The sequence below is a fragment of the Pseudorhodoplanes sp. genome (assembly GCF_035565795.1).
Lineage (GTDB): Bacteria > Pseudomonadota > Alphaproteobacteria > Rhizobiales > Xanthobacteraceae > Pseudorhodoplanes.
In genome coordinates, this window is the sequence record NZ_DATMRV010000065.1 from 1 (window position 1) to 12306 (window position 12306).

Annotated in this window: 10 protein-coding genes; 2 read left to right on the forward strand and 8 right to left on the reverse strand. The window is 63.5% G+C overall.

Going from position 1 to position 12306, the window contains the following annotated elements; genetic code table 11:
* Positions 1–212: 212 nt before the first annotated feature.
* The gene (locus tag VNZ93_RS06920) at positions 213–1577 is read right to left on the reverse strand and encodes a peptide MFS transporter (RefSeq protein ID WP_325702014.1); all 1365 of its coding nucleotides are present in this window, start codon (positions 1575–1577) and stop codon (positions 213–215) included.
* 104 nt (positions 1578–1681) lie between these two features.
* Here VNZ93_RS06920 and VNZ93_RS06925 point away from each other — a divergent pair, with 104 nt between their 5' ends.
* Positions 1682–2572 (forward strand): carbonic anhydrase, encoded by an 891-nt coding sequence (locus tag VNZ93_RS06925; protein ID WP_325702018.1) that lies wholly within the window; start codon positions 1682–1684, stop codon positions 2570–2572.
* 40 nt (positions 2573–2612) lie between these two features.
* Here VNZ93_RS06925 and VNZ93_RS06930 read toward each other — a convergent pair whose 3' ends face one another.
* From VNZ93_RS06930 to VNZ93_RS06960, 7 genes are all read right to left on the reverse strand, one after another.
* The gene (locus tag VNZ93_RS06930) at positions 2613–4109 is read right to left on the reverse strand and encodes a tripartite tricarboxylate transporter permease (protein ID WP_325702021.1); all 1497 of its coding nucleotides are present in this window, start codon (positions 4107–4109) and stop codon (positions 2613–2615) included.
* 3 nt (positions 4110–4112) lie between these two features.
* The gene (locus VNZ93_RS06935; RefSeq protein ID WP_325702024.1) at positions 4113–4592 is read right to left on the reverse strand and encodes a tripartite tricarboxylate transporter TctB family protein; all 480 of its coding nucleotides are present in this window, start codon (positions 4590–4592) and stop codon (positions 4113–4115) included.
* Complete coding sequence (locus VNZ93_RS06940) at positions 4589–5545, reverse strand: Bug family tripartite tricarboxylate transporter substrate binding protein (protein WP_325702027.1); 957 nt, start codon at positions 5543–5545, stop codon at positions 4589–4591. The genes VNZ93_RS06935 and VNZ93_RS06940 overlap by 4 nt, the downstream gene beginning before the upstream one ends.
* Before the next feature lie 93 nt (positions 5546–5638).
* Entirely contained in the window at positions 5639–6187 is a 549-nt protein-coding gene (locus VNZ93_RS06945; protein WP_325702030.1) for a DUF924 family protein, read from the reverse strand.
* Between the two features lie 125 nt (positions 6188–6312).
* Positions 6313–8130, reverse strand: coding sequence for a long-chain-acyl-CoA synthetase (locus tag VNZ93_RS06950; RefSeq protein WP_325702033.1), 1818 nt, complete (start codon positions 8128–8130; stop codon positions 6313–6315).
* 78 nt (positions 8131–8208) lie between these two features.
* Positions 8209–9375, reverse strand: a complete 1167-nt coding sequence (locus VNZ93_RS06955; RefSeq protein WP_325702036.1) for a GTP-binding protein — start codon at positions 9373–9375, stop codon at positions 8209–8211.
* Positions 9372–10895, reverse strand: a complete 1524-nt coding sequence (locus VNZ93_RS06960) for a D-alanyl-D-alanine carboxypeptidase family protein (RefSeq protein WP_325702039.1) — start codon at positions 10893–10895, stop codon at positions 9372–9374. Before VNZ93_RS06960 ends, VNZ93_RS06955 begins: the two co-directional genes overlap by 4 nt.
* Positions 10896–11087: 192 nt before the next feature.
* Between VNZ93_RS06960 and VNZ93_RS06965 the strand changes: the two genes are divergently transcribed.
* Positions 11088–12254, forward strand: a complete 1167-nt coding sequence (locus VNZ93_RS06965; RefSeq protein ID WP_325702042.1) for an acetyl-CoA acetyltransferase — start codon at positions 11088–11090, stop codon at positions 12252–12254.
* The last annotated feature ends 52 nt before the right edge of the window (positions 12255–12306 follow it).

Below are 12306 nucleotides of genomic sequence, written 5' to 3' on the forward strand. Positions count from 1 at the left end.
CTGATTGCGAAGGCCGCGATGAGCGATCAATCAACCACGGCCGGCAAATTCTGAGTGGCATACCCCAACTGGGGGATGACGATCATGTCGCGCCGCGGCGAAATTTTCTCGCTGCGCGGAAGCGGGGCTTTTTGCGAAGCGCGTCGCGCAGATCATACGTCAAACTGCCTCCGCGTAGAATTGCGTCTGCGCGGAGGTTTTTTATGCGTCCGTCACGTTCGCAGGATCGGCTTTAGCGGCCGGTTGAAGAGCCAGGTCACGACGCCGGCGCAGGCCGCCACGGCCGCGATCATCAGGAAGAAGTCCGCGTTTTCCATCCTGCTCCAGAAGCTGCCGAGCCAGCCGCCGATGAAATTGCCGACGAAGCTTGTCGCGAGCCACATCCCCATCACCAGTGAGACAACCCGCGCAGGGGCTACCTTGGTCACGAGCGACAGCCCGATCGGCGAGAGATAAAGCTCACCGATGGTGACGATCGCGAAATAGAGCAGGAGCCACAGCCAGCTCGCCTGTCCGGCCCCCGCCTGCCATGTCGCGATCACCAGAACGAGGTTGGCGAGCGTGATTGCAAAGCAGCCGAGCGCCATCTTGATGACCGTCGACGGTTCGCTGTTGCGCTGGGACTGCCAGGCCCAGAGCGCGACAACAAACGGCGTGAAGGCGAAGATCATGAACGGGTTGAAGGCCTGAAACCAGGTGACCGGGATTTGCCCCTGCCAGATCAGCAGATTCGCGGAGCGGTCGGTCCGCGTATCGGCCCACAGCGCGATGGTGTTGCCTTGCTGTTCGTAGGTCGCCCAGAAGAACGCAACCGGCAAGAAAAGCGCGGCGAGCGCGAGGAGGCGCCGCCATTCGTCGCGGTCGAGCGGGCGCTTCGGTTCGCGTGCGGTCCGGGTGTGCTCGTCTGGTGGCAACGTCGACCAGCCCGCGACATAGATCAGCGTGCCAATCAGCATGCCGATGCCCGCGGCGGCGAAGCCGTAATGCCAGCCATAGGTTTCGCCGAGTGTGCCGCAGACCAGCGGTGAGAAGAACGCGCCGATATTGATCCCGACATAGAAGATCGAGAATGCGCGGTCGCGACGCGGATCGCCGGGCGCGTATAGCGTACCGACCTGTGTCGAGATGTTCGGCTTGAAGGCGCCGTTGCCGAGAATGAGCGTGAACAATGCGAGCAGAAACAGCGTTTCGAACGCCATCATGAAGTGGCCAATGGCCATCAGGATCGCTCCGACGATCACCGTGCGGCGCTGGCCAAGCCATCGATCGGCTATCAGGCCGCCAATGACGGGCGTCAGATAGACGAAGGCGGTGTAGAGGCCGTAGATGTGCGAGGAGAACGGCTGGATACCGAGCGGCCCGAATATCAGTTCCAGTGCGCTTTTGAGCGCGTCGTAGCCGATCACGGTCTCCGCGCGCTCCGGCTGCAGCAGGTGCTTGACCATGTAGAGGACGAGCAGCGTGCGCATCCCGTAATAGGAGAAGCGCTCCCACATCTCGGTCGCGAACAGAAAGGTCAGGCCCTTCGGGTGGCCGAACAGCTCCGGCACGCGTGCGGTCGAAGTCTCGGTCGTCATTGCGCTTCTCTCACGCACCGGCGGGAGGACTGTGTCGCAACTTTCCGGACGCGCCAAGCGGATGGTCGCGAGGCCCCGAATTGGGCCGATTTGCTGGATAATGCATGACTCGGAAAAGCAAGAGGGCCGGCATGAAGCGCGTCGACATCGTCTACAGATGCGCCGAAGACGCATCGAAAGCCCATGAACGCCCTCACAGTGCCGGAGAGGCCCTGCGGCGGCTCAATCAGGGCAGCTTGACCTTTGCATCCCTGTTCGATGGATCGGCGTCGCCGGATCGCGATGTCCGGTACGAGATTCACGTCGATCCTCGTGACTTCGGCTTGCTGGACAGTGCCGACGGTTCGCTCCGGCAGGTGCCATTTGCGGCGGTTCTTGGATGTTCGGACGCGCGTGTTCCGGTCGAACTGATCTTCAGCGAAGGCCCGAACGACCTCTTTGTCGTTCGTGTCGCGGGCAACACGCTCGGCGATGACGTTCTCGGCAGTCTGAAATTTGCTGTCGAGCGCCTTCGCGCCAGTCTGAACCTGATCGTCGTGCTCGGACATAGCGGCTGCGGCGCGGTGACGGCCGCGGTCGACGTATTTCTCGATCCTGCCGGATATTTCTCGCTGGCGTCCAGGCACTCGGTCCGCATGCTGGTCGATCGGCTGCAGGTCGTGGTTCATGCCGCGGCGCTCAGGATCGACAGCGAGTGCGGAGCGGACATCCGCCGCCATCCCAAATATCGCAACTTGCTGATCGAAACCTCGGTCGTGACAAATACCGCGCTCGCGGCGCATACGCTGCGACAGGAGATGATGCTGACGGATGCGGCAAATGTCCGCGCGGCCTACGGCGTTTATCTGCTGTCCGACCGTACGGTCTGGGCTCCGCGGGCGGGAAGCGACGAGGTGTTTGGCCTTGCGGCGCCGCCAGACGATCCGCAAGGCTTTGTCGATTTTGGCAAGGCGGTGCTCCGGTCGAAGCGGATGACGGATCTGCTTTCGGCTTGAGGCTTCGCAATCGGCGCGGCTATGGATCGGCGCGCGCTTTCTAGTCCTCGTGCGCGGCGAACGCCTTCAGCTTGAGTACGAATGGTGCGATCAGCGCGAAGACCGCAATCGCAAGTAGCGTGGCTGAAATCGGGCTCTCGACCAACACCATGGGATCGCCGAGGCTGATCGACAGCGCGCGGCGCAATTGCGCCTCTGCCATCGGTCCGAGGATCAGCCCGACGATGACGGGGGCGATAGGATAGTCGTAACGCCGCATCAGAAATCCGAGCAGTCCGAAGGCGACGAGCATGGCAAGCTCGACGACCGAAGGCTTTGCGGCAATCGTGCCCATCGTGGCGAAGACCAGGATGCCGGCGTAGAGCCACGGCTGCGGAATCGCCAACAGGCGCACCCAGAGCCCGACCAGCGGGAGGTTGAGCACGAGCAGCATCGCATTGGCGATGAACAGGCTCGCGATCAGACCCCAGACCAGATCCGGCCGCTCCGCAAACAGCAGCGGGCCGGGATTGAGCCCGTATTGCTGGAAGCCGGCGAGCATCATGGCTGCCGTGGCCGACGTGGGTAGACCGAGAGTCAGCAGCGGCACGAGTGTGCCGGCTGCGGAGGCGTTGTTCGCGGCTTCGGGTCCCGCCACGCCTTCGATAGCGCCCTTGCCGAAATCCTCAGGATCTTTGGCCAGCCGTTTCTCGGTGGCATAGGACAGGAACGTCGGAATTTCCGCACCGCCGGCGGGCAGCGCACCGATCGGAAAGCCGAAAGCGGTGCCCCGCAGCCATGGCTTCCATGACCGCCGCCAGTCCTCGCGCGTCATCCAGAGCGAGCCGCGCACCGGTTCGACGGTCTCCTGATGATGACGTCGCCGCGACGCCACATAGAGCGCTTCGCCGACCGCGAACAGGCCGACCGCAAGCGTCGTGACTTCCACGCCGTCGAGCAGTTCCGGTACGCCGAAGCCAAGCCGGGCCTGTCCGGTCAGCTTGTCGATGCCGATGAGGCCGAGCGTCAGCCCGACAAACAGGCTGGTCAGCCCGCGCAGCGGTGAAGCGCCGAAGGTCGCGGACACGGTGACGAACGCAACGCACATCAACGCGAAATAGTCCTCCGGCCCGAAGCGTACCGCGATCTCCACCAGCCATGGCGCGAGCAGGGCGATGCCGAGCGTCGCGATGGTGCCGGCGACAAAGGAGCCGATCGCCGCAGTCGCAAGCGCCGGACCACCGCGCCCGGCCTTGGCCATCTTGTTGCCTTCGAGCGCGGTCGCCATCGACGCGCTTTCACCGGGCGTATTGATCAGGATCGCCGTGGTCGAGCCGCCATACATGCCGCCGTAATAGATGCCGGCGAACATGATCAGCGATCCGGCCGGATCGAGCTTGTAGGTGACGGGGAGGAGGAGCGCGACGGTGAGTGCGGGGCCGATGCCCGGCAGAACGCCGACCGCGGTGCCAAGCAACACGCCGATCAGCGCGAACATGAGATTATGCGGCTGCAGCGCAACCAGCATGCCCTGCGCGAGCGCTGCAAATGCTTCCATGCTTCAGCTCAGCAGCCGTTCGATCGGCCCGTATGGCAGGCTGAGCGTGAGCAACTTGTCGAACACCAGGAACACCACGATCGCGAGCACGAGGCCGATCGCAAGATCGGTGAGGATCGCACGCCGCCCGAAGGCCGTTGCCGTTGCTGCGAACAGGACCGCGGTCGCGGGAATGAAGCCGCCGCCCAGACCGATCAGCGCAATCAGTGCGCCGAAACCACCGAGGATCATCAGGATAGGTGACGCGTCGTCGGGTTCCGGCACCGGCCATGTCCCGCGCCACGCCATCACGAGATGCGCGCCGCCAAGGATCGCCAGCCCCGCCGCGATTACGTAGGGCACGGCTGTCGGGCCGACGCCGTAGGTCGAGGTGATCTCGATCCGCATCGCATCGACAACAATGATGCCTGAAACGGCAAACAGAATTGCCGCGACGACCAGCGCCGGGGCGTAGGGCCGCGCGCGCCGCGACGACGCTGTCACGGCTTTACGAGACCTACGGATTTAAGGACACCGGCGACGCGCTGCTGTTCATGCTGAAGGAAGCTGGCGAACGCATCGCCGGTGAGCAGCGCATCGTCCCAGCCCTTCTGCTTGAGCGCATCTTTCCAGGGTTGCGATTTCGCCATCTTGTCCACGAGCGCAATCAGATCGTCGCGCTGCTGGGGCGTCAGGCCGGGCGGTGCCATCACCGAACGCCAGTTTGCAATCACGAGGTCGATGCCCTGTTCCTTGAACGTGGGAGCGTCGATGCCGTCAACGCGCTTTTCGGCGGTGACGCCGATGACCCGCAACTTGCCAGCCTTGATCTGACCTTCGTATTCGCCATAGCCGGAGATGCCTGCGGTCACGCGCGCACCGAGCAATGCGGCAAGCGATTCACCGCCGCCGGAAAACGGGATGTAGTTGATCTTGCTCGCATCGGCGCCAGCTGCCTGCGCGAAAAGAGCCGCCGTGATGTGATCCACGCCGCCCGCCGAGCCGCCGGTCCACCGCACCTTACCGGCATCGGCTTTCAGTGCGGCCGCGAGATCCTTCGCGTCCTTGATGGGCGACGAGGCGGGAACCACGATCACCTCGACTTCTTCCGTCAGCCTCGCGATCGGGGTCGCCTGATCGAGGCTCACGGCCGACTTGTTGGTGAGCAGCGCGCCGACCATTACGAAGCCATTGACCATCAGCTGATGACCGTCGCCCCTGGCGCTATTGATCAGTTGCGCCAGCCCGACGCTGCCACCCGCGCCCGGCACATTCACGACCTGCACGCTCCTGACGAGGCCTGACGTGATCAGGGCCTGTTGCATTGCGCGTGCGGTCTGGTCCCAGCCGCCGCCGGGTCCGGCCGGCGCCATGATCTTGAGTTCGCTCTGGGCGAAGCCGGGCGATGCGACGAGAATGGTGAGAAACGCCGCGGCAATCGCGGTGAGCTTGCGCATGAAACCTCCCGGCAGCCTCTTGACTGGCTTCATGCCGCCGATGCGGCGGCTTGTCGCATGCTAGCGAAGTGCCGGGCGGCGCGCCAGCGCCGGTTATCCGGCAAAGCCGCCGCTATCGAGAAAAGCCTGTTCCTCGGGTGTGGTCTGCCTCCCGAGGTGCGGATTGCGATGCGGGAATCGGCCGAAGCGACGGATGATATCTGCGTGCAGCTCGGCATATTTCAGATTTTCCTCGTCGCCGAGTGCGCGGCACAGCTCGACGCACAATTCCTGGTCGCTGAGTTTTTCCGAATGCATCAGCGGCAGATAGAAGAACGCACGCAGATCGTGCGCGACACGCTGGTCGAAGCCGTCGTCGATAGCGCGCATCGCGATATCGCGCGCCATCGGGTCGGCCGCCCATGCGCGCGCACTGGCGCGAAACATGTTGCGCGGAAATTGATCGAGCACGATGACAAGCGCGAGCGCTCCGTCGGGTGTGCTTTGCCAGTCGTTCAGATGGCCGGCGACAGCGGACTCATAGGTCGGCAGGAAGGTGTCGTGGATCGCGCGGTCGAAGGCGTCATCCTTGGTGAACCATTTGTCGGGGCCGGCTTGTTTCCAGAAGGCGAGCACGTCGCTCGCGGATTTCACGTCTGTCATGTGGTCTGTTCTCGATACAACAGGCTGGTCCCCGGGAAAGCGGGAACCCATACTCGGGATGCGTGGTTATAGTCCCCCGCGTGCACGGGCACGACGCGCAAAAGCGCGCGCCTGCCCTGGCGCCATTACAGGCGCGTCTGTCCGGACTTGATGCTGGCGTAGAGCGTGCGATCAAGCGGGACGAAGGCGCGCCGCGACGGATCGTTGAAATAGATCGGATCGGTGATCTCGTCGGGATCGAACCCCTGCTTCACCAGATCGACCTTCCGCTGCTTGAAGGTGGCGGTCATGTCGAGGTCCTTGCGGATGCGAAGGAAAACCGGCCGCGCATAATCGGGCAACGATTTCTGCAGATGCTGATAAAGCGCTGCGAGGTCGCAATCGTCGCACACTACGGCGGCCATCCCGGCGCGGCCCTCGTGACCCGGCACCGGAACGCCATAGACGTTGGTGTCCTTGATTCCGGGGAACGTGTTGATCGCTTCCGCGACTTCGAGGGTCGAGACATTCTCTCCCTTCCAGCGGAAGGTGTCGCCGATCCGGTCCACGAAATAGAAATATCCGTTCTCGTCCTTGCGCATCAGATCGCCGGTGCGAAACCAGATATCGTTCGGCACGAAGACGTGACGCAGGATCTTCTTCTCTGTCTCCTCGCGGCGAGCATAACCCTCGAAACGGTTGCCCGGCTTCTTGGCATCGTTGACGATCTTGCCGATCGCTTCGCCGATCTCGTTCGGACCGCACGGAATGCAGAAGCCTTCCGCATTGCGCTCGGGCTGCTCGGCTTCGACGTCGAACTTGACGAGCGCCGTCGGGAAACGATGTTCGAGGAACCATGGCAGGCGCCCGACCGCGCCGGTCTTGCCTTCGAAATTGAACATCAGCACGTTGCCTTCGGTCGCCGCATAGAATTCCAGGATCAGCGGGATGCGAAAGCGACCCTTGAATTCCTCCCAGATGTCGGGACGCAGGCCGTTGCCGCATGCGAGCCGGAGCTTGTGCTTCGTTTCATTCGGGCTTGGCGGTGCATTGACAAGATAACGGCATAGCTCGCCGATATATTGCATCATCGTGCAATCGTGCTTGACAATATCGTCCCAGAACTCGCGCACCGAGAAACGTTCGCGGATGTAAACCGAGCCGCCTGCCACCAGCAGCGAGCCGATCGCGCAAAGTCCGCCCGCAGTGTGATACATCGGCAGGCACACATAGTTGCGATCCGATTTCCTGGTTCCCATCACGCCGGCGAAGCCGAAGCACGCGAGCATCACCCGATAGTGGTTGATGTTGGCAGCCTTTGGCATGCCGGTCGTGCCGGACGTGTAGATGTAGAGCGCGGGATCCTCGATGGTGAGTGGGGGCCGTTCGCTGGTCGCAAGCGTCGTACCGGACAGGCCGTCGATGATCGTGTCGATGCGGGAATCGCCGGCAAATGTTTCACGCCGCGCGCCCTGGGACGCGCCGTGGATCCAGATTTTCGAGTTGCATTTCAGATGCGGTCGGATTGCGTCGAAGCCGCCGAGCAATTCCTCCGCGACGATGATGTGCTTCGGCGCAACGATGTTGATGCAATGCGCCAGCGATTGCCCGATCAGGTTGGTGTTGAGCAGGGCCGTGACGCCGCCGACGCGCGTGATGCCGAGCCAGATCGCCATGAATTCCGGCCGGTTCGGCATAAGGAGGCAGACGGTATCCCCCTTGGCGATCCGCTCGCCTAGCGCCCAGCGGGAATAGCGGTTCGAGCGTTCGAACAACTGGTGAAAGCTGAACGTTTCGCGGGCGGACAGCAGCGCCGGTGCGTCGCCATGCCGCGCGGCGAGTTCCTCGATGACGTTCGGGAAAATGCGGGCCGGATTCTTCGCGATATGCGTGGTCATGCGCAACGCGCGCAGCACGCCTCGCAGAAAGACGAGATCGCCCTTTAGCTGGCTGAAAAACCCCATTGCCCGGCTCCAATGGCGATCAGGCTACCATTGAAGAGTCGCCAGCGAGTTTCAAGAGGTGGTTAACTATTACATCGCTCAGCGGTGATCGAGGCCGCCGAATGGCACCAGGGGATTGTCGGCCAGCGCCTGCGCGTCCGGCCGGTCCGGCGAGGTGTAGCCGAGAAAGGCATCGAACAATTCGCGGATGACCTGGGGTTCGATGTCCCGGACGATGAAGACCATGCGCGTGCGCCGGTCGGCGTCGGGCCACGCATCGAGCTGACTCGCCGGATGCAGCACATGTTGCACGCCATGCAGCACCATCGGGCGCTCCGGCGTCTCCTCGATATTCACGATGGCCTTCATGCGCAGAAGGTTCGACCCGTGCGTGGATCGCAGCAGTTCCAGGAACAGGTCGAGCATCGCGGCCGGGATCGCGCGATCGGTCGCAAGGGTGAAGGCCTGGACCCGGTCGTCATGCCGGTTCACGTCGTGATGGTGATCGTGATGACCGTGATCGTGGCCGTGATGGCCATGGTGATGGACTTGCGCGGCGGCGATGGCCTCGTCGGCAAGCCAGCGCGACACATCGGGGATCTTGCGCGCGGGATCGTACAGGCCACAGCCGGTCAGCGCAGCGGCGGTGGCTTCGCCCTTGGCCGCATCGAGCATGAGAGCCGCCGGATTGAGCTTGTGCAGCCGCGCGACCAATGCGTCGCGCTTTGCTGCGCCGTTCTCGCCATCGAGCAGGTCGGTCTTGGTGAGCACGAGGCGATCGGCGACCGCAGCCTGTTTCACCGCTTCGGGATGATGATCGAGCGTATTTGAGCCGTTCACTGCGTCGACCAGTGTCACGACGCCGTCGAGCCGGAAGCGCATCACGAGATACGGATGCTGCATCAGGGTCTGGAGCAGCGGCGCGGGATCGGCAAGACCGGTGGTTTCCACGATCACGCGCCTGAATGACGCGCGACCGTTGTCGAGATTGCGCAGCAGTTTTTCCAGCGCGGTGACGAGGTCGCCGCGCAGGTTGCAGCACAGGCAGCCGCTCGACAGGACCATCATGTCGCCGTCGATCTTTTCGACCAGGAGATGATCCAGCGGAATTTCGCCGAACTCGTTAATGAGCACGGCGGTGTCCTTGAGATCGGGATCACGCAGCAAGCGGTTCAGCAGCGTGGTCTTGCCCGCGCCGAGGAACCCGGTGAGCAATGTCAGCGGGATCGGCGGCGGCGGACGGCGGGGCTGGTCGGTTGTTGTCACCGGGCGGAGGCGGCCGGCTTCTGCGCCGCTGGCTTCGCCGTCGCCTCGGCGGTGGGATCGGGTTTCTTGGCCGCAGGCTTCTTCTTGGCGGGGGCCTGTTGCGACGCGGGCGCGGTGCCGACGGGCGTGGGGAACGCCTTCGAATTGGTTGCCGCCCGTTGCGCGGGCTTTGCGACGGGCGCCGGTGTTGCTGTTGCTGTACCGGAGCGAGCCGCAGCCGCGCCTTGAGCCGGGCCGGTCGGCTGCGTGCCGCGGATTGCAGGTGCTGCAGAGGCGGGAGCGGGTGCTCTCTGCGGTGCCGTGCTGCTCGCGGCTGCGGGTGCCGCGGCAGGCGCAGGCGCGGCGGCAACGTCTTTCTTCTTCCGGGATTTCTTCGCGGCCACCGCCGGCTCCTCTACCGGCACCGAACCCTTGGAGGCGCCGAGGAAGATTTCAACCGTCGGCGAAGTCGGCGTGTATTCGCCGAGCAGCGCGGACGGCTTGTTGTTGGCGACGCGCAGGCTCGACAGCATGACCGCCTGCGGTGAATTCGGATCGATGCCGGGCGGCAGCGAGGCCTCGACCTCGTCTTCGACGTCTTCGGATTCGCGCGCCGGGCGCTTGCGCTTCTTGCCGCAGATTTCCTCGCGCAGGTTCGGCGGCTGGGCGTCAATCGCCTTCAGCGATTCGACGGTTCCGGCCGACGGGGTGAGCCAGGAGAAGCCTCCCGACGCGAAGCCACGCTCCAGCATCTGCGCGACCTTCACCGCGCGCGCGCCACCGGACGGCGCACCGAGCATGACCGCGATGAGGCGGCGGCCGTTGCGTTTGGCGCTGACCACGATGTTGAAACCCGACGCGCAGATGAAGCCGGTCTTCAATCCGTCGGTTCCCGGATAGCGGCCCAGCAATGTGTTGTAGTTGCGCATGATGCGCTTGCCGTACTTGATCGCCGAGATGTTCCAGTAGCGATCGTATTCCGGCAATTCATTATAGATTGCGCGCGCAAGGATCGCCTGGTCGCGCGCCGAGGTGATCTGTTCGTCGGCGGGCAGCCCGTTCGGATTGACGTATGTGGTCTGCGTCATGCCGAGCCGCTTGGCGGCCGCATTCATCTCTTCCGCAAATGCAGCGATCGAACCCGACACGCCTTCGGCCAATGCGACCGACATGTCGTTCGCTGACTTGACCATGATGGTCTTCAGCGCGTTGTCGACCGTGATCTGCGAGCCGATCTTGAAACCCATCTTGGTCGGAGCCTGCGCCGCCGCATTCGGCGACACCGTGATCAGCGTATCGAGCGAGATCCGTCCGGCCTTGACGGCCTTGAGCGTCACATAGGCCGTCATCACCTTGGTGACGGACGCCGGGTACCAGGGATGGGTCGCGTTCTCGGCGTGCAGTACGCGGCCGGAATCGGCCTCGATCAGCAGCATGGACTGCGCGGCCGCCCGGTCGGCGGACAAAGCTGCGAACGAGCCGACAGCCAGCGCCAAAGCCAGCGGGAGGGCGCGGAACGAGGCCGAATGTCCAAATATCACGAGCGGCGGTCCGGTTTCTGGTTTCGGCCCATCGGTACGAACCTGGGTGGTATTTTCGACGCTATTTACGCCGAACAAGTCCTGGAACGCAAAGCGCTAATGCGAAGGAACCACCCGGTTTCTTGCTACCGTATGCTTGCACTTTGACCAAGAAAGCGACCAAAGTTCGGCCAACCCATCCGAGGACGCCTCATGACCGCTTGTATCGTAGGATTGGCCCATAGCCCATTCGGTAAGCTCGATACCGAGACCGTCGAAAGTCTGATCGTGCGCGTGGCCACCGATGCTCTGGCGGATGCCAGCATCGCTCCGGCCGATGTCGACGAAATCGTGCTCGGTCATTTCAATGCGGGGTTCTCGGCGCAGGACTTCACCGCCTCGCTGGTATTGCAGGCCTCGCCCGACCTCCGGTTCAAGCGCGCGACCCGCGTGGAGAATGCGTGCGCCACGGGCTCTGCTGCGGTTCATCAGGGTTTGAAGAGCATCGCCGCGCGGGCGGCAAGGATCGTGCTGGTTGTCGGTGTCGAGCAGATGACGAAGACGCCCGCCGCCGAAATCGGCAAGAATCTCCTGAAGGCGTCCTACGTTCGCGACGAGGCCGATATCGAAGGCGGCTTTGCCGGCATCTTCGGCAAGATCGCGGGCCTCTATTTCCAGAAATACGGCGATCAGTCCGACGCGCTCGCGATGATCGCGGCTAAGAACCACAAGAACGGCGTCGGCAATCCGTATGCGCAGTTGCGCAAGGATCTCGGCTTCGACTTCTGCCGCACCGAGAGCGACAAGAATCCGTTCGTCGCGGGTCCGCTCAAGCGCACCGATTGCTCGCTCGTCTCCGACGGCGCGGCTGCGATCGTACTCGCCGATGTCGAGACTGCGCTCCGCCTCGGCAAGGCGGTCGCGTTCCGCGCCGCGCAGCACGTGCAGGATTTCCTGCCTATGGCAAAACGCGACATCCTGAAATTCGAGGGCTGTTCGCTCGCCTGGAAGCAGGCGCTGGCGCAAGCCGGCATTGCGCTCACCGATCTGTCCTTCGTCGAGACGCATGACTGCTTCACCATCGCCGAGCTGATCGAATATGAGGCGATGGGGCTTGCGCCGGAAGGGCAGGGCGCCCGCGCCATCGCCGAAGGCGTGACGCAGAAGGACGGCAAGCTTCCGGTCAATCCGTCCGGCGGCCTGAAGGCGAAGGGGCACCCGATCGGAGCGACCGGCGTGTCGATGCACGCGCTCACCGCGATGCAGCTTCTGGGCAAGGCGGGCGATATTCAGGTGAAGGACGCCGAGCTCGGCGGCATCTTCAACATGGGTGGCGCGGCGGTCGCGAACTACGTCAGTATTCTGGAACGGATCAAGTAGACGTCTCGCGTTCAAGGCGCCGCGCAGCCTGTAACGATGCGCCGCATGCTGC